The organism is Magnetospirillum gryphiswaldense MSR-1 v2, from assembly GCF_000513295.1.
Classification (GTDB): domain Bacteria; phylum Pseudomonadota; class Alphaproteobacteria; order Rhodospirillales; family Magnetospirillaceae; genus Magnetospirillum; species Magnetospirillum gryphiswaldense.
The window spans coordinates 773141-790361 of record NC_023065.1; the positions used below are offsets into that span (position 1 = coordinate 773141).

At 62.4% G+C, this 17221-nt stretch carries 20 protein-coding genes; 11 read left to right on the plus strand and 9 right to left on the minus strand.

Going from position 1 to position 17221, the window contains the following annotated elements:
• Positions 1-3: 3 nt before the first annotated feature.
• The 5 genes from MGMSRV2_RS03645 to MGMSRV2_RS03665 all read right to left on the minus strand — a co-directional run bounded on the left by MGMSRV2_RS03645 (position 4) and on the right by MGMSRV2_RS03665 (position 5515).
• Positions 4-1716: a methyl-accepting chemotaxis protein gene (locus tag MGMSRV2_RS03645; RefSeq protein WP_024078986.1), complete on the minus strand. Its 1713-nt coding sequence runs from the start codon at positions 1714-1716 to the stop codon at positions 4-6.
• Between the two features lie 127 nt (positions 1717-1843).
• Entirely contained in the window at positions 1844-2614 is a 771-nt protein-coding gene (locus tag MGMSRV2_RS03650) for an RNA methyltransferase (RefSeq protein WP_024078987.1), read from the minus strand.
• The gene (locus tag MGMSRV2_RS03655) at positions 2611-3294 is read right to left on the minus strand and encodes a hypothetical protein (RefSeq protein WP_024078988.1); all 684 of its coding nucleotides are present in this window, start codon (positions 3292-3294) and stop codon (positions 2611-2613) included. The genes MGMSRV2_RS03650 and MGMSRV2_RS03655 overlap by 4 nt, the downstream gene beginning before the upstream one ends.
• 3 nt (positions 3295-3297) lie before the next feature.
• The gene (gene cimA / locus MGMSRV2_RS03660; protein ID WP_024078989.1) at positions 3298-4941 is read right to left on the minus strand and encodes a citramalate synthase; all 1644 of its coding nucleotides are present in this window, start codon (positions 4939-4941) and stop codon (positions 3298-3300) included.
• Between the two features lie 70 nt (positions 4942-5011).
• Positions 5012-5515 (minus strand): YdcF family protein, encoded by a 504-nt coding sequence (locus MGMSRV2_RS03665; RefSeq protein WP_024078990.1) that lies wholly within the window; start codon positions 5513-5515, stop codon positions 5012-5014.
• Positions 5516-5550: 35 nt separating this feature from the next.
• On the opposite strand from MGMSRV2_RS03665, the gene MGMSRV2_RS03670 reads away from it, so the two are divergent.
• The gene (locus MGMSRV2_RS03670; RefSeq protein ID WP_024078991.1) at positions 5551-6234 is read left to right on the plus strand and encodes a class I SAM-dependent methyltransferase; all 684 of its coding nucleotides are present in this window, start codon (positions 5551-5553) and stop codon (positions 6232-6234) included.
• Here MGMSRV2_RS03670 and MGMSRV2_RS03675 read toward each other — a convergent pair.
• Both MGMSRV2_RS03675 and MGMSRV2_RS03680 read right to left on the minus strand, forming a co-directional pair.
• The gene (locus tag MGMSRV2_RS03675) at positions 6231-8192 is read right to left on the minus strand and encodes a methyl-accepting chemotaxis protein (RefSeq protein WP_024078992.1); all 1962 of its coding nucleotides are present in this window, start codon (positions 8190-8192) and stop codon (positions 6231-6233) included. The genes MGMSRV2_RS03670 and MGMSRV2_RS03675 overlap by 4 nt on opposite strands.
• Before the next feature lie 36 nt (positions 8193-8228).
• Positions 8229-9190, minus strand: a protein-coding gene (locus MGMSRV2_RS03680) for an IS630 family transposase (protein WP_144084247.1) whose coding sequence is annotated in 2 segments (ribosomal slippage) — positions 8229-8842 and positions 8842-9190 — 963 coding nt in all. Because the reading frame shifts where the segments join, the coding sequence is not laid out codon by codon here.
• Between the two features lie 244 nt (positions 9191-9434).
• Between MGMSRV2_RS03680 and MGMSRV2_RS03685 the strand changes: the two genes are divergently transcribed.
• From MGMSRV2_RS03685 to MGMSRV2_RS03705, 5 genes are all read left to right on the plus strand, one after another.
• Positions 9435-10097, plus strand: a complete 663-nt coding sequence (locus MGMSRV2_RS03685; RefSeq protein ID WP_024078994.1) for a hypothetical protein — start codon at positions 9435-9437, stop codon at positions 10095-10097.
• Entirely contained in the window at positions 10097-10558 is a 462-nt protein-coding gene (locus MGMSRV2_RS03690; RefSeq protein WP_024078995.1) for a hydrogenase maturation protease, read from the plus strand. Before MGMSRV2_RS03685 ends, MGMSRV2_RS03690 begins: the two co-directional genes overlap by 1 nt.
• A 27-nt stretch (positions 10559-10585) precedes the next feature.
• Positions 10586-11026 (plus strand): FecR family protein, encoded by a 441-nt coding sequence (locus MGMSRV2_RS03695; RefSeq protein ID WP_024078996.1) that lies wholly within the window; start codon positions 10586-10588, stop codon positions 11024-11026.
• The gene (locus tag MGMSRV2_RS03700; protein WP_024078997.1) at positions 11019-11609 is read left to right on the plus strand and encodes an OmpA family protein; all 591 of its coding nucleotides are present in this window, start codon (positions 11019-11021) and stop codon (positions 11607-11609) included. Before MGMSRV2_RS03695 ends, MGMSRV2_RS03700 begins: the two co-directional genes overlap by 8 nt.
• A 152-nt stretch (positions 11610-11761) precedes the next feature.
• Positions 11762-12247 (plus strand): helix-turn-helix domain-containing protein, encoded by a 486-nt coding sequence (locus tag MGMSRV2_RS03705; protein WP_024078998.1) that lies wholly within the window; start codon positions 11762-11764, stop codon positions 12245-12247.
• A 49-nt stretch (positions 12248-12296) separates the two neighbouring features.
• On the opposite strand, the gene MGMSRV2_RS03710 is transcribed toward MGMSRV2_RS03705, so the two are convergent.
• Positions 12297-12677 (minus strand): helix-turn-helix domain-containing protein, encoded by a 381-nt coding sequence (locus MGMSRV2_RS03710; protein ID WP_052588855.1) that lies wholly within the window; start codon positions 12675-12677, stop codon positions 12297-12299.
• Between the two features lie 122 nt (positions 12678-12799).
• On the opposite strand from MGMSRV2_RS03710, the gene MGMSRV2_RS03715 reads away from it, so the two are divergent.
• The 3 genes from MGMSRV2_RS03715 (at position 12800) to MGMSRV2_RS03725 (ending at position 14432) form a co-directional block, all read left to right on the plus strand.
• On the plus strand, positions 12800-13528 hold the full coding sequence (locus tag MGMSRV2_RS03715; RefSeq protein WP_024079000.1) for a helix-turn-helix transcriptional regulator: 729 nt from the start codon (positions 12800-12802) through the stop codon (positions 13526-13528).
• A gap of 80 nt (positions 13529-13608) precedes the next feature.
• The gene (locus tag MGMSRV2_RS03720) at positions 13609-14232 is read left to right on the plus strand and encodes an acyl-homoserine-lactone synthase (RefSeq protein ID WP_024079001.1); all 624 of its coding nucleotides are present in this window, start codon (positions 13609-13611) and stop codon (positions 14230-14232) included.
• Positions 14232-14432: a hypothetical protein gene (locus MGMSRV2_RS03725; protein ID WP_024079002.1), complete on the plus strand. Its 201-nt coding sequence runs from the start codon at positions 14232-14234 to the stop codon at positions 14430-14432. Before MGMSRV2_RS03720 ends, MGMSRV2_RS03725 begins: the two co-directional genes overlap by 1 nt.
• Before the next feature lie 67 nt (positions 14433-14499).
• Here the strand turns inward: MGMSRV2_RS03725 and MGMSRV2_RS21360 are convergent, their stop codons facing one another.
• On the minus strand, positions 14500-14658 hold the full coding sequence (locus tag MGMSRV2_RS21360) for a hypothetical protein (protein ID WP_024079003.1): 159 nt from the start codon (positions 14656-14658) through the stop codon (positions 14500-14502).
• Positions 14659-14829: 171 nt separating this feature from the next.
• Between MGMSRV2_RS21360 and MGMSRV2_RS03730 the strand changes: the two genes are divergently transcribed.
• Together MGMSRV2_RS03730 and MGMSRV2_RS03735 are read left to right on the plus strand one after the other, a co-directional pair.
• Positions 14830-16539, plus strand: coding sequence for a B12-binding domain-containing radical SAM protein (locus MGMSRV2_RS03730; protein ID WP_024079004.1), 1710 nt, complete (start codon positions 14830-14832; stop codon positions 16537-16539).
• A 9-nt stretch (positions 16540-16548) separates the two neighbouring features.
• Positions 16549-17184, plus strand: coding sequence for a hypothetical protein (locus MGMSRV2_RS03735; protein ID WP_024079005.1), 636 nt, complete (start codon positions 16549-16551; stop codon positions 17182-17184).
• Positions 17185-17221 lie beyond the last annotated feature (37 nt).

Genomic DNA, 17221 nt, shown 5'->3' on the forward strand with positions numbered 1-17221 from the left:
CCTTTATGCCGCGCGCGCCCTATCCAACAAGTCGGGGTTGCGCATCTGGGCGACGAAGTGATCCACCGCCTGTTGCAGACGGTTGGCGCCATGGGCCAAGCCGGCGGCGGTGTCCAGCACCTGGGCCGAGGCGGTGCCAGCCTGATCGGCGGCCTGGGCCAGATGGCCGACGCCCTGGGACACCGCCATGGTGCCCTGGGCCGCCTGATCGACGTTGCGGGCGATTTCGTCGGTGGCCGCCTCTTGCTGGCGTACCGATTGGGCGACGGTTTCGGAAATGGTGTTGAGGCGGGCAACGATGCCGGACACATGGCCGATGGACTGCACCGCGCGGTCGGTTTCCGCCTGCACCGCTTCGATATGGCTGGAAATCTCGGCGGTGGCCTGGGCGGTTTGGGTGGCCAGGTTCTTCACTTCATGTGCCACCACGGCAAAGCCTTTGCCGGCCTCGCCGGCGCGGGCCGCTTCGATGGTGGCGTTCAGCGCCAGCAGATTGGTTTGCCGGGCGATGGTTTCGATCAAGGTGACGATCTGGCCGATGCGGGCGGTAGCCCCCGACAGATCGGCGATGATGGCGTTGCTGCTGGCGGCTTCGGCGGCGGCAAGGGCGGCAATGCGGTTGCTTTCCGCCACCTGCTCGGCGATGGCGGCGATGGAGGCCGACAATTCCTCGGTGGCGGCGGCGACACGGGCGGTATTGCCCGAGGCATCGCGGGCCGCCCTGTCGACCCCTTGCGCATCTTGCTGTGCTTGACTGGATACCTGCGACAGCGAGCGCGCCGCCTGCTCCAGGCTGGTGGCACCGTCGGCCACCGCGTTCAGCACGTCGCGGACGCCATCGTCGAATTCCTCGGCCATGCGGATGCGGGCTTGGCGACGTTCGGCGCTGGCGGCGCTGGCCTGTTCCGCCTGTTGGGTGCGCAAGCTCTCGCGCTCGATGGCATTGTCCTTGAAAGTGGCGACGGCGCGGGCGATGTCGCCGATCTCGTCGACGCGATCGGTGCCGGTGACGGCGACCGAGGTGTCGCCGCGGGCCAGAGTGCGCATGGTGGCGATGGCGGCGGCGATGGGGGTGGTGATGGAACGACCGATGATCAAGGTGACCAGGGCCAGCGCCGCCAGACCGGCGGCGATGACCAGACCGGCGGTCAGGCTGGCCCGGTTCCAGGCGTGCATGGCGCCGTCGAATTGGACGCGGGCCAAGCCGATCTGCATGTCGGTCAGCTTGCGTAAGGATTCCGCCGCCGCTTCATAGGTTTGGGCATCGGCTTCACCCAGGTTTTCCCGCGCGCCGAAGGCGTCGCCCTGGGCCAGCATGGCCAGGGTCTGGCCATAGGCCTGACGCCATTGCTTCAATTCGGTCTGGAACTGCTCGCCCAGGCGGGTTTCTTCCGCATCGTGGGGCAATTGGCGGTATTGCGCCCACAACTCGTCCATGGTCTTGCTGCTGGCGCTGATATCGGTGGACAGCCGGTCCAGGGTCAGCCGGCTTTCACTTTGCACGATTTGGACGACATGGCCGCGCACATGGTGCACGTGGTCGAGGATGCGGGCCAACTGGCCCATGGCCACCACCCGCTGCGCATGCACCGCTTCGGCCCCCTGGGCCAGTTGGCGTCCGCCCAGCATGGCGGTCAGGCCGACAATCGCCAATAGAATGATGGCTGAAGCCAGAAGGATCAAAAGGCGATGAGAGAATTTAATGCGGTGCAGCATGTCCCGGCTCCCCAGGCGCACGATAACAACTGTGCGCAGGGAGGCGGTTTTACATTTCCGGTATGATCATGCGCAATTGCGGGAATCCACAGCCGCTTTACGATACTGTCCTATCCATAGGTTTAATTCAGTCTTCGCTATTGTGACTTTTGCCCTTGCGATGGCGGTAGGTCACCAGTTCATGGACGATACCGTGCAGGGTCTGTACTTCCTGGCCGGTCAGATGGGCGCGCTGGAACAGGTTGCGGATATTGCGCACCATCACCGGGCGCTTGTCGGCAATGCGCAGGAAACCGCATTCGTCCAATTCGCGTTCCAGATGATCAAAGAAATGCTGCAGCTTTTCCTTGGTCGCCGGCGGCTCGGCCCCCTTGGTCATGTGCCGCTCGGGCAGGGTGGGGGCGGCGGCCTGATACCATTCATAGGCCACCAGCAGCACGCATTGCGCCAGGTTCAGCGATGAATAATCCGGGTTCAGGGGCACGGTGACGACGGTATCGGCCAGGGCGACGTCGTCGTTTTCCAGCCCGGTGCGTTCGGGGCCGAACATGACGCCGAATTTCTGCCCGTCGGCATCAAGGCTGCGCATGGCCTGGGCGGCACTCTTCGGCGTATCCACCGGCTTGACCATGAAGCGGTTGCGCGCGGTGGTCGCCCATACCCGGTTGAGATCGGCTACCGCCTCGGCGGTGGTGTCGAAGATCTTGGCCCCCAGCACCACCCGGTCGGCGCCCGAGGCGGCGGCGATGGCGCGATCAGACAGCCAGTCGGGCCGCGGCGCCACCAGCCGCAAATCGGTCAAACCGTTATTGAGCATGGCCCGGGCGGCGGTGCCGATGTTTTCGGACAATTGCGGCCGCACCAGGATGATGGCGGGGCCGGAAACAGCTTCGGTCAATGTAGAACACCCATGATATAGCCGATGAAGACGCCGAGCACGGTCATCAAGGGCAGGCCGAAACCGGCCAGCAGCTTGCGCACCTTGGCGTCCTTCTTGGTGGTGAAGACGAAATGGCGCTGCATGGAGCGCACCACCACCTCGACGGCGGCGGCGCCGGCGAAATCGGTGAACACCCCGGTCACCGCCCACGGTCCGCAGGCGCCGTCCTCGAAGGTGTTGACCACGGCGCGGCTGGACTTGTCGTTTTCGTCCAGGAAGGTTTCCCAGCAGGCCTTGACCTTGCGGCCCTGCACCTTGTCCATCTGCGGCTCGATGCGCTGGAAGGTGTAGGTGGTGTCGATGACGCGGACGATGCGCGAGTTGGGTTCCGGCTTGGGCGGCGGCGGCGGTGCCGGCGGCTTTTCCTCGGGCGGCGGGCCGCCGCCCATCACCGCGTGGATGGGGTGATCGGCGGGCGCCAGCATCTGCCAGCGCTTGATCGCCTCGCGCGCCACGTCCAGATGGCCCTTGGCCACCAGCAACTCGGCCACCGCCTGCCAGTAATCGGCGGGGCCGGGCGGGTCGCCGTTTTCGGCCCGGGCATTGTTGAGGGCGGCCAGCAACTCGGTGCGCAGGGGCGGGGGGCCATAGATGGCCACCCAATCCTGCATCTGCGCCAGAAGGTCGGCCTGAGCCATGGCCTAATCCCTGTCCGCGAAGCGATAGAGCATATAGGCGATGGAATCCTGCAAGGCTTCCAGCGACGCCTCCAAAACGTTGGAATGCACGCCCACCGTGGTCCAGCGATGGCCCTGGCCGTCGGTGCTTTCGATGGTGACGCGGGTCCGGGCCGCGGTGCCGGCGGTGCTTTCGACGATGCGCACGCGGTAATCGGCCAGTTCCAGGGCTTCCAATTGCGGGAAGGGGCCGGTCAGCACCTGACGTAGCGCGGTGTCGAAGGCGTGGACCGGGCCGTCGCCTTCGCCCACCTGGATGTATTCGCGCCCACCCACTTCCACCTTGACGGTGGCTTCCGACAGGGTGACCCAATGGCCGACGGCGTTGCGGCGGCGTTCGTCGATGACGCGATAGCGTTCCAGGCGGAAGTAATCGGGGACTTGGCCCAGCGCCCGGCGCACCAGCAATTCAAAGCTGGCGGCGGCGGTGTCGTAGGCATAGCCCTCGTGTTCCAGCCGCTTGATCAGATCGACCAGATCGGCCACCTCGCGCGGGTCGAAATCCACCTGCATCTGCTCGACCACGTTGATCAGCGCGTCCTTCTTGACGCTGGCGATGTCGATACCCAGATCGGCCATGCGGGCGACGATGTTGGAGCGCCCGGCCTGATCGGACACCACGATCTGGCGCACATTGCCGACCCGGGCCGGGTCGACGTGTTCGTAGCAGCTGGGATCCTTGGCCACCGCCGACACATGCAGCCCGCCCTTATGGGCGAAGGCCGAACTGCCCACATAGGGCTGCGAGCGGTTGGGCTTCCTGTCCAGGACCTCGTCCAGCGCCCGGCTGACGCGGACCAGATTTTTCAGGTTGTCCAGGCTGACACCGGTCTCGAAGCCCATCTTCAGCATCAGGTTGGGGATGATGCTGACCAGATTGGCGTTGCCGCAGCGTTCGCCCAGGCCGTTGATGGTGCCTTGGACCTGCCGCACCCCGGCCTTGACCGCCGCCAGGCTGTTGGCTACCGCCGCTTCGGTGTCGTTGTGGCAATGGATGCCCAGATGCGAGCCGGGGATGCCGGCCTTGATGACTTCACCGACGATGCGCTCGATATCGTGCGGCAGTGAGCCGCCATTGGTGTCGCACAGCACCATCCAGCGGGCACCGTTGTCATAGGCGGCCTTCAGGGCTTGCAGGGCATAGGCCGGATTGGCCTTGTAGCCGTCGAAGAAATGCTCGGCGTCGTACAGCACCTCGGGCACCTTCTTGCCCAACTGGGCGATGGATTCGCCGATCATGCGCAGGTTTTCGTCCAACTCGATGCCCAAGGCCACGGTGACCTGAAAGTCCCACGACTTGCCGACCATGGTCACCGCGCCGACCGGATGCTGGGTCAGGGCGGCAAGACCGGGGTCGTTGTCGGCGGAGCGACCGGCGCGCCGGGTCATGCCGAAGGCGCACAGCTTGGACTGGCTGAACTTGGGCGGCGCGGCGAAAAAGGCATCGTCGGTGGGGTTGGCACCGGGCCAGCCACCTTCGATATAGTCAATACCCAGCGAATCCAGCTCCCGAGCAATCTTGGCCTTGTCCGCGGCCGAGAAATCGACGCCCTGAGTTTGGGCACCATCGCGCAGGGTGGTATCGTAGATATAGACGCGGTTGCTCATGTTCGCCTTGGTTCCGGCTTTGGAAAGAAGAGAGGAAATGTGCCCCATGCCGGCTGCCGGGGCAAGACTATTAGGGTTTTTCCGTCGCCAGCCGGAACAGCGTCTTCATCATCGCCGGGATTTCGCGCAGATGCGCCATCACCCATTCGGCGCTGACACTCTCGGGCCGTGCCCCCGACAACGCCACCTTCAGGCCGTGATGGGCGAAGATCAGCCGGGCACGCGGCAGGTGGAAGCTGTCGGTGACCAGCAACAGCCGGGTCCAGCCTTGGGCGACGATGATGGGGGCGCAATAGCGGGCATTGCCGATGGTGTTGCGTGATTGGTCCTCGACGACGATGCGATCGGCGTCGATGCCGGCGGCCATGGCCAGATCGCGCATGACTTGCGCCTCGGGGGTGGGGTGGTTGACGGCGCCGCCGCTCATCAGCAGATGCGCTACCCGCCCGCTGTGCACCAGAGTGGCGGCATGGGCGACGCGGCGGGCCAAGGCGGGGGAAGGCGTGCCGTCGGCCATTACCTTGGCGCCCAGGACGATGGCGCAATGGAACTCGACATTCATCAGATTTTTCATATATGCATCGTGTGGTCTGAAAAAAGGAAAACGTCATGCAGCGCCGCCGCAATTCCGATGTGATTGTCGAGACCCTGGAGCTGGAAGGCAAGCGCGTCATCGACGTCGGCTGCGGCGATGGCCATCTGTCCCGGCTGCTGGCCAAGAACGGCGCCCAGGTACTGGGGGTGGAATGTTCGCCGCGTCAATTGGCCAAGGCCCGCGCTGCCGAGCCCATGGCGGGGGTCGAGATCGTCGATGGGGTCGGTCAGAACCTGCCGGCGGATGATGAAAGCGCCGACATCGTGGTCTTCTTCAATTCCCTGCATCATGTGCCGGCGGACTTCATGCAAGCCGCCTTGGCCGAGGCCCGCCGGGTGCTGAAGCCCGGCGGATTGGTCTATGTGTCGGAACCGATAGCCGAAGGGCTGTTTTTCCAGACCTGCAAGCCGGTGGACGATGAAACCCAGGTGCGGGCTTTGGCCCAAGAGGCGGTGCAAGGCGCGCCCGGATTGGATGTGGTTGACGAAATCGCTTATCTGCACGCCATCAGCATGCGCGATTACGATGCCTTCCGTGATCGCATCATTTCCGCCAATGCCGAACGCGAGGCCAAATTCGCGGCCATCGACGGCGACATGCGCGCCCTGTTCGCCGCCAATGGCCGCGCCAATGCCGAAGGCGGCATGGATTTCGACCAGCCCATGCGGGTCAACGTCTTACGTAAATCAGATGCCTAAATCGCCTTGATGCTGTCGAGGAAGCTTTCGGTTTCCCGGCTCATGGCCCCGGCTTCCACCTTCAAGTCATCGGCGGCCTGGCTGAGTTGGCCGGCCAATTGGCCGGTGGCGCCGGCTTCGTCGCTGACCTCGCCGATGCTGCGGGTGACGATGGCGTTGGCCCCGGCCACTTCCTGGACATTGCGGGCGATTTCCTGGGTGGCGGCGTTTTGCTCTTCCACCGCGGCGGCGATGGAGGTGACCACCTGATCCACCTGGCGGATGGTGCTGGTGGTGCGGCCGATGACCGCGACCACGTTACGGGTGATGCCTTGGATGTCGCCGATCTGGGCCTGGATTTCGCTGGTGGCCTTGGCGGTCTGGTTGGCCAGCGATTTGACTTCGCCGGCGACCACGGCGAAGCCTTTGCCGGTCTCACCGGCGCGCGCCGCCTCGATGGTGGCGTTCAAGGCCAACAGATTGGTCTGACTGGCGATGGCCTCGATCAGGCGGACCACTTCGCCGATGCGGATGGCCACCTGCTGCAATTCCTCCACCGTCCGGGTGGTTTCCTCGATATGTTCGACGGCGGTCTGCGAAATGACCGAGGTTTCCTGCACCCGGCGGCTGATTTCGCTGGTCGAGGCCGACAATTCGTCGGTGGCCGAGGCCACGGTCTGCACATTGGCCGAGGTTTCCTCCGCCGCCGAGGTCACGGTGATGCTGCGTTCGCCCGTCTGCTGGGCCGAATGGCGCAAATTGCCCGACGCGCCATGCACCTGCTCGACGGTGGCATTAACTCGGGCCAGCAATTGTCCGACCGCCGCGTCATAGGCGGCGACCACTTCGTCGCGGCGCTGGGCTCGGGCAATTTCCGCCATATTTTTTTCCCGCGCTTGCGCTTCCAGCCGCTCGGCCTGGATCAGACCTTGCTTAAAGGTCTCGACCGAGCGGGCCATCTCGCCGATTTCATCCGTTTTCTCGACGAAGGGCACGGCGATGTCGCGGCGACCGCCGCTGAGCTCGCTCATTACCGTGGTCATGGCGCGGACCGGGGCGGTGATGGAGCGGGCGATGCGCCACGCCACCAGCGCCGACGCGGCGATACCGGCCAGGGACGCCAGGGCGATCAGCCCTTTGATGCGATCATCCATCTCGTCCATCTGCGCATGCTCCAGCGCGGTCTGGGCGACGCCGAATTCACCTATTTTGTCGATGGCGGGGGCGAAGGCCCCATAAGTCTTGCTCAGACTTTGGATGGCGTCGTTGGTGGTTTCGGTCTGGGCAACCAGACGGCGCAAGGCGTCCATGTAGGTGTCAAGCAGGGCCTTGGCGTCGCGCTGCTGATCGGCGCTGAGGATTGAACCGGCCAGGATGTGCTGGAAGTGTGCGGCTTCTTCCGCCGCTTTTTTCAGGTATTCGGGGTTTTCCCGCAGCAGGAAATCCTTTTCGTGTCGTCGCAGTGTCAGCATGGACGCATTCAGGCGGACATCGTTGGCCGATTTCAGCATGGTTTCCAGCGTATGGACGGCCTTGCGCAATTCGCCCTGTGCGCCCGTTTCATGGGTCAGTCCCTTGGCCGTCATGTTATCGACCAGGACGTCGAAAGCCTTGGCGTAAGCGGCAAGGCCGTCGGCCACGGTGTCGATGTCCGTGGCGATGGCGGCAGCCATTTCATGGCCCTTCAGGGCAGTGCTCAGGTGGGCGGCATCCTGCTGGGCCTTGCGGTTCCTGTCCGCATAGGACGATTCGGACCGCAGCAGAAAATCCTTTTCCGCCCGGCGGATTTCCAGGCCGGCGATGCGCAGGTCCTTGGACAGGATTTCCATCTCGGTGAAGGCGGCCACCCGTTGGTCGGCCTTGTCCATCTGCACCAAGGCCCAGGCGAACAGGCCGCACAGTGCCACCGCCAGGGCGATGCCCATGCCGGCCAAGGCCATGATCCGGTCGCCGATTTGCAAAGAACGCGTTCCGACCATATCGCCTGCCAATCCATGCTGATGTCTAGAGCATTTTCACATCGAGCGTCCATATCCGTCGTGGGCGAAGAAATTGGCGCATTCCTCGGGCGGAAACAGGTCGATGAGTTTTCCGATCACGTCCCATAAGGTGTTGATGGTGCGGGCTTGCGCCTTTCGCAGCAGGCTCTTGAGCTTGGCGAAGGCGAGCTCGATGGGATTGAGGTCTGGGGAGTAGGGCGGCAGATACCGCAGGGTGGCCCCTCGGGCTTCGATGAGTTGCTTGACCCCTGCCACCTTGTGGGCGGGCAGATTGTCCATTACGACGATGTCGCCGGGCCGCAAGGTCGGAGCCAGGACCTGCTCGACATAGGCCAGGAAGATCGCGCCATTCATCGCCTTGTCGATGACGAAGGGGGCGGAGATTCCGTCATGCCGGAGCGCCCCGACGAAGGTGGTCATTTTCCAATGACCGTGCGGCACCGCAGCCAGCAGCCGCTGACCGCGCGGCGCCCGTCCGTAGCGCCGGGTCATGTTGGTCGATGCCCCGGTTTCATCAAGGAAGACCAAGCGGGTTGGGTCCAGCGCCGGCTGCTCGGCTCGCCAGGCGATGCGTCCTTCGGCTACGTCGGGACGTTCCTGCTCGGCAGCATGCGCACTCTTTTTTTCAGACTGAGGTCGAGCCGCTCAAGCGTGTTCCACAGGCCGCCGACGCTGATCGACACGCCCAATTCGGCCAGAACCCAGGCGCGCAACTCAGCCAGCGTGGCATCGGGCTCGACCTTGATCTGCGCCTGCAACGCCTCAAGGTGAGCCGCCAGCTTCTGTCCTGGCCGCCCAGGCCGTGGCTTCACCGTCGTCTCGCCGGTGGCCCGGCGGCGGCCTTGGGCCTTGTAGATGTACGAAACGCTCACCCGGAACAGCGGCGCCACCTCGTAGGCGCTCATGCCGCTGTCCACAGCCGCCAAAACTCTATCGCGCAAGTCCTGAGAATAGGACTGCCCTGAGCGCCACGTCATCGCATCATCCTCGGGAGCGTTGTTACCGAAGATGTTGAATCACAAAATGACCTCAGGGGGAATCCTCTACCGATTCCGCTCGGCGTGAAACCGCTCTAATTCTTTAGTAATAATTAAACTGAGAGTAAGGCGCAATTGCGCGAAGGCATATGAATTCTGGGCTTTTAGTCGGAGATGTCCCTTGCCCCCTGCCGTGCTTCGGCGGTAGGAGAAGCGCGGCCCGAATCCAAGGACGTCTTGCGCCATGATGCTGACCCCCATCGACCACGGCACCTTGTTGCCGCTGCTGCCCGAATTTTCCGCCGCCTTGGTGGGCGACCCGCTGGCGCGCACGGTATTCGAGCGGGTCACCGCCATCATTCCCGACAGTGATCTGATGACCCTGTCCACCGATGAAACCCACCACGCCCAGGGGGTGGAATTGTGCCGTCAGTTCGGTTTCGGCATCCTTGACGTCGATCCCAAAAGCCATTGGACCTGGGATGGCGAAAACGTCGCCATCCGCATGGAACCCAGCGTGTTGATCCACGAGGTGGCTCATTATCAATGCGCCGCCCCCGACCGCCGGGCGGTGATCGATTTCGGCCTGGGCTGTGGCCCGGAAAGCGGCAAGCGGGAACAGGCTGACAGGGTACAGACCCTGTTCTGCCCGGAACGCGACGTGGAAGAGGCGCTGTGTTCGCTGCTGGGCATCCTGTGGGAGGCGGAACTGGGCCAGCCGGCGGTATTGGCCTTTCTCGAGCAGAACTGGATGGAAGGTGGCGCCAGTCTGCACAATGTCGCCCATTTCACCAAAATCGTGCGCTGGCTGCGGGCCATGGACCTGATCGACGACGAGGGCCGGCCCACCCGCACTCTGCGGCATGAAAGCGACGACACCTTCTTCGTCCGCTGGTTCGCCGAATAATGAAAGTCCTGGTCGTCGGTATCGGCCATGCGTTTCGCCGCGACGACGGCATCGGCCCGCTGGTGGCCGAGCGGCTGGCGGCCATGGCCTTGGATGGCGTCGAGGTGCTGATCCATCACGGCGAAGGCACCGATCTGATGACCCGTTGGCGCGGTTATGATCTGGTGGTGCTGGTGGATGCCACACTTTCCGGTGCCGCCGCCGGGACTGTGCAAAGCTGGGACGGGGCGGAGCCGCTACCCACATCCTGTTTCGCCAAGACCAGTCACGTCTTCGGTCTGGCCGAGGCGGTAGAAATGGCCCGTCTGCTGGGGGATCTGCCGCCACGCCTACGCATCATCGGTATTGAGGGGGCGGATTTTTCCCCCGGTCAGACCATCACCCCATCCGTCCTGGAAAGTCTGGATGAGGTTATCATGATGGTTGTGGCTTTCATTCGGACTAATCCCCATAGTAAGTGAGCAAATATATCCGGGGATGGGGGGATCATGGTTCGTTTTGCTTTGGTGGTGGCGCTTTTGCTGGTCGGCCCGGCGGTCACGGCGGCCGAGATCGCCGGTCAGGTCAAGACCTTGGAGGGCTCGGCCAAAGTGGTGCGCGACGGCGTGACGCTGCCGTTGCTGGCCGGTGCCGACATCCATGCCGCCGACGAGATCATCACTGCCGACAAGTCGCGGTTGGGGCTGATCCTGCGCGATGACACCACCTTGTCCATGGGGCCGTCCAGCCGCATGGTGGTCGAGCGCCTGGAATTCGAGCCCGCCGCCGACAAACTGGAACAAGGCCTTGCCTTCACTGCCGGCACCTTTTCGGTTCAGGCCGGACAGATCGCCAAATTGGCCCCCAACCGCACCGATATCCGCACCCCGCAGATGACTATCGGCATTCGCGGCACTTCGTTCCTGGTCAAGGTCGATGGCAATGATTAAGCGCGTTTTCGCCATGGCCCTGCTGGTCTCTACCGCCGCCTGCGCGCCGCAAAGCACGGTGGTGCTGATCCCCGATGCCGACGGTCATGTGGGCCGTATCCAGGTGGAAGGCGCCGGCGGTGCCGTGCTTCTGGAGCAGCCCAATACCGCCAGCATCGCCAGTGCCGGCGAAAAGCCGTCGCCGGCCAAGCCGCTGGACGAGGCCAGGATCAAGCAGACCTGGGCCGATGCCCTGGCGGCCATGCCCGATCGCCCGGTGACCTTCCAGTTGTACTTCTCCAGTGGTACCGCTGATTTGCTGCCCGAAGCGATGGAATTGGTGGTCCAAGCCGTCGATCTGGCCAAGAAGCGCCCCCATGTCTTCATTATGATCGCCGGCCATGCCGATGCGGTGGGCTCGGACGAGGTCAACGACCGTATTTCCCGCCGCCGCGCCGAGGTTGTACGCAATCTGGTGGTAGAGCGGGGCTTGCCACCGCGGGCCATCGTCGCGTCATCCCATGGCAAACGCAACCCGCTGGTTCCCACTAAGGATGGCGTCGCCGAGCCGCGCAACCGTCGGGTAACCTTAACCCTTCAATAAATTGTGATTTTTTCTTTTCTGACCCCAACGGGCGGTAATGATGGGGTTACGGCATAAAACAAAAGTTTGTATTTATTGCAACAAGAGGTTGCCTTTGTCGGCGAAAGTGTCGAGAATGCGGATGTGGGGCATAGCCACAGGAAATTGCACAAATGATCTCTACCGCCAACAATGACGTGAAAAGTCCGGGTCGCCGCGTCTCCAGTCGTGGTCGCACCCCTTCCGGGAAACCCAACCCCATTGATGTTCATGTGGGTGCCCGGGTCCGCTTGCGCCGTACCCTTTTGGGCATGAGCCAGGAAAAGCTGGGCGAGGCCCTGGGGTTGACCTTCCAGCAGGTGCAGAAGTATGAACGCGGCGCCAACCGCGTCGGTGCCTCGCGCTTGTTCGACCTGTCGCGTGTGCTCGACGTGCCGGTCAGCTTTTTCTTCGACGACATGTCGGAAGAGGTCGAGGCGTTGTCGCCGCGGCTGATTTCCGGCTTGGCCGAAGAACCCGCTTCGTTCGAGACCGACCCCATGACCAAGCGCGAAACCTTGGAACTGGTACGGGCCTATTACCGCATCACCGATCCGCATGTGCGCAAGCGTGTGCTGGATCTGGCCAAGGCCTTGGGGGCGGTCACCGATATCGGCTGATGATCCAATCCTATCCGGCGGCGGCCTCGTGCCGCCGCATGGATCGGTTTTATTCTGCTGACGGATTTTCCGACAGCTTTTGCGCCAGTTGGTGGACCATCTGGCGTTTTTTTTCGTCCGAAATGGCAAGATAGGCGCGGACCAGTTCCAGTGCTTCGCGCATGTCGTCGCCGACCGGGTCGCAATCGTCGAACGGCGTGCCGGGAAAGTCCGCGTCCAGTTCACGCGGCATGCCATCGAAGAAATAACCGAACGGTACGTCCAAAACGATGCTTAGGCGGTGCAGCAAGTGCGGGCCGACGCGTTGACTCCCGTTTTCCATGGCCAACAGGGTTTCCGTCGCCACAGCCATTGCTTGGGCCAGATCCTCGAGGGACAGCCCAATGGCGTTGCGCCGTGCACGGATGCGCTTGCCCAGATGGAGGTCCAACGGAGTCGGGCGAATTTCTGCGGGAATGGGGTCCGTCACGGCACACGCAAGATTGATTGGCATTCCTGCTGTGTATACCATACGCGTCCAAGCTGTAAAACCAAGCCGTGGTGCGAGGTAACATGGTCGGTGACAATTTTCGCCTGGGCGACTTCATTGAACGGACGTTGCGGGCCGACACCGCGCCTGCCTTGATGAGCGAACTGAAATCCGCCTTGGTCCATTGGGGTTTTCCACACATGGCCTGCGGCGCCTTCGGCGAGCCCGAGCGCCCCTTGGACGACATGTCGGTTCCTGCGGTGGTGGTGGATTATCCCGAGGAATGGCAGAAATATTACTTCGAGAAGAATTACGTTACTATTGATCCAGTGATTACTCGGGCTTGCCAAGCCTATGTTCCCTATCGCTGGGACCAATTGCGTGATCTGACCAACCCGCAAAAGCGTATGTTCAAGGAGGCGACCGAGGCCGGCTTGCGGCACGGTATCACCGTGCCGGTACACGGTCCCAACGGCAGCATTTTCGTTGCCAGTGTCGCCAGCCCCCATACCGATATCGACCATCTGCGCAGCCTGTCGGTGGCTAATGTTTTGGTAACCCAGGTTTATTCGGTGCTGGTGGGAATGCGGCATCCGGGGGCCCCAAGTGCCCCAGTGTCGCTGACGGCGCGTGAACGCGAGTGCCTGATCTGGAGCGCGCGCGGAAAATCGTCGTGGGATATCGGGGTGATCTTGAACATTTCGGACAACACGGTGAATTTTCATCTCAAGAACGCCATGGGGAAATTAAAGGCTTCGACCCGCGTCTTGGCCATTGTCAAAGCTATTCGCATGGGTTTGATCGTTCCGTAACCTCTCAACCTTGGCAGGATGTAATAATACTCAATTCGCCTTCTTCTAGCGCTTAGAGATTTTAGCGCCAGGAGGGGTTGATGATTGAGGTTGTAAATTGGGGCAACTCACACGCATTCGGCGACTCACTTGCCGCTCACCATAGGCTGCGCCACAAATGCTTTGTTGAGCGCAATGGTTGGTCCGTTCCCAGCCATGAGGGCATGGAATACGATCAGTTCGATACGCCGGCCGCCACCTATCTGATCCATCGTCACGGCAACGGCCCGGTTCAGGGCGTTGCCCGTCTGATCCCCACCACCCGCCCTTACATGCTGAAGGAATTGTGGCCCGATCTGCTGGGCGGCGACGTCCCGGTCAGTACCCAGGTGTGGGAAGCCACCCGCTTCGGCATCGACGACGATCTGGAACCGGCGGTCAAGCGCCGGGTGGCGGCGGAAATCGTGCTGGGCTGTCTGGAGTTTGGCATGTCCATGGGCATCAACCGCTATCTGGTGTTGATGCCGCACCTGATCATCCGTCGTACCATCGGCGGTGCCGGCTGCAATTTCCGCTTTCTCGGCGAAACCCGCGCCCTGGCCGATTATCCGGTAGCGGCGGCGGAAATCGAGGTCAACGCCCAGGCCTTGGCGTCGGCTCGGGCCAAGATCGGCTTTCATGGTTCGCTGCTGCGTCGGCACGACCAAGCGGCGGTGGCGGCGTGATGGGCGCGCTGCCTTTCCCCCGTCATTATCCTGGCGCCACCCTGCCGCTGGCCGGTGACGCCGCCATCATCGGCAAGGCGTTGGAAGCCTTGGCCAGCCATGCCCGCGATGCCGGTCTGGGCGAGTTGGCCCAGTCCATCCTGGAACTGGGTCTGGAAGCGGCCGAGATTGCGCGGCATACCGGCAAGCTCAGTCATTGAACGCGAAAATCCCGCCCGGCAAGGCCGGGCGGGACGACGCCGATGGCGGGGCCGTTTATTTTATTGCTTAGTGCACGGTTTCGCTGGCGTCTTCGGCGGCTAGGCAGGCAACCTCGATCAACTCGGCCACTTCGCGCAAATCCGATTCCCGCGCTTCACGGGCCAGATAATCCAGGCAATGCTTGATCGCCTTGGCGTTTTCACTGCGGTTCTTGGCTTCGTTCATCTTGAATTCCTCCGTGGCAAGGCAACGCTGAAGCCTAGGCATTCGCCCGCCCTTTTGGTACCTACCAGACTTGGTGGGGAAAAACCCTACAAGGGCAGTTGTTGAGATGGATTCTAGATGCGGCTATCGTGCCGGTTATCTAGTCAACGGCAGCACCGAAGCGGGGTTTTGATGAACCGGCAGGCCAATATCGCCATCTGTCCGTTTTCCTTTCCGGCCAGTCTGCCGTTGGGGCCGTCCATCATCAAGGCCTTCGCCGAGGAACATTCCGATTTCAAGGTTACCTGCATCGACTTGAATGCCGAATGGTACAACACTTTCGTCGATGCGGCCCTGGCCGGCAAAAGCTTTGTCCAGTTCTCCCCCGAGGCCAAGGCGGATTTCGCCAAGGCGGCGAAAATGTTCCGCGACGGCGGCGACGTGTTCTGGGACGAGGCGGAATACCAGCGGCTGTCGCGCTTTTTCGAAAGCACCATCCGCAAGGTGGAAAACGTCTTCCTCGACGGCTTCGAGCGCGCCTGCGCCCATGGCGAATACGTGCCGCCGATCAAGGCCTATGCCGAGCACGCTGCCCGCAAGCTGATCGCCAACGATCCGTCGGTGGTCGGCTTTTCCCTGATGTTCCGCGAACAATACATGCCGTCGGTGCTGATCGCCTATTACGTCAAGGCGTTGAAACCCGACGTCAAGATCGTCTTCGGCGGCGGCTATACCAGCGCCTGCCATCCGTCCATCTTGTTCGCCAATCCGTTCATCGACTTCGTTGTCTTCAATGAAGGCGAGGGCGGTTTCCATGCCTTGCTGATGGCCTTGGACGAGGGTAAGACCAGCTTTGACGGCATCGCCAACCTGATCTGGCGTAACCCCGAGGCGGAAGACGGCTGGGTCAAGAACGCCAAATCGCCGTCGGTGGATTTCAAGACCCAGCCTTACCCGGATTTCTCCGATTACAAGCTGGGGGCCTATTTCCAGCCCGAGCCAGTGTTCCCGATCATGAGTTCCAAGGGCTGTGCCTGGGATAAGTGCACGTTTTGCACCCATCATCGCTCTTATTCGGGGGCGCATCGCGCCGCTGCCACCGACCGGGTGGTGGGCGAGATCGAGCACATGGTCAACACCTATGGAGTCAAGCGTTTCGCCTTCGTCGACGAGATGATTTCGCCCGGTCGCTTCCGCCGCATCTCCGAGGATCTGATCGAAAAGAATATCGACATCACCTGGTACGCCCTGGCCAAGCCCGATCTGATCTATACCGAGGAAATCCTGGAGATCATGCACAAGGGAGGCTGCCGCTATCTTCTGTGGGGGGTGGAATCGGCCAATCAGCGCATCATCGACCTGATGGACAAAGGCACCACCCCTGACGGTGTCGCCGAGGTGCTGGCCCGCTCGACCCGTGCCGGTATCAGGAACCACCTGTTCATCATCGTCGGCTTCCCCTCGGAAACCGAGGCGGAATACCTGGAAACCATGGAATTCCTGTACCAGAACCGCGACAACGTCCACCGTATCCTGGCCTGCGGCTTTTCCCTCGACAACGGTTCGATCATTTTCAAGGAGCCGGAACGCTTCGGCATTTCGCGCATCTGGGACGTCTCCAACATCGCCACAATCAGTGTCAAATACGATGTCGAGCGTGGGGTCGGCTGCTTTGACACGGAAAAGCACGCCTTGTTCTGGAAGAACAATTTCTTCGACCATTTCGAGGCCTTCAAGGGCGATCTGGGGCTGTTCCGCAATCACGCCCTGCTGCATTATACCTATCCAGACCGGATCAAGCCGGTGGGGGGACGACGGGTGCCCAACCCGCGCAAGCTGAAACCGCCGCCTTATCAGGCCGGGCCGGGGGGCAAGTCGGACCGCAAGGTGCTGACCAAATAGGATGGGCTGATGACGCAAGCGCGGGCCTGGGTTTTGCTGCGGTCCAAGCGGCGTTTCGATCTGTTGAATCCGACGCCCTTGGATTGGGAATTGTCCGATCTGGCCGAAGGCGAGGCCCGCACCTTCCGCTGGGGCGGTTCATCGGTATGGGACTGGCCGCTGTCGGTGGCTCAGCACAGCCTGTTGACCCTGGAAATCCACCGCGCCGCCGCCCCTACCGGGCTGTCCACAGCCCTGGAACTGGCCAATCTGGTCCATGACGGCGCCGAGGCGCTGGGGGTGCGCTGGGATCCCATAACCCCGGTGAAGCCGTTCCTGGGTGAAGGCTTTCACGCCATGGACCGAGCCATCCAGCGGGCCATTCATCTGCGCCTGGGGTTGCCGCCCGATCTGCCGGTCGAGTGGAAAAAGGCGATCAAGGATGCCGATCGCCGTGCCGCCGCTGCCGAAGCCCTGCATGTCGCCGGCTGGAGCCCGCAGGAAATCCGCACCACCTTGAAAATCCGTCTGGCACCGTTGATGGATGACCCGCTGGTGCGCCGTTATGGCGGTACCCCGTGGGAGCCCTGGCCCATGCGGCTGGCGGAAGAACGCTTCCTGACCGAGTTGGAGCGGCTGTTGCGCCGCCATTGTCCGGGCAACTGATCCCTCCTTCTGTTTGGAACGCTTCCAGTATGGTGGA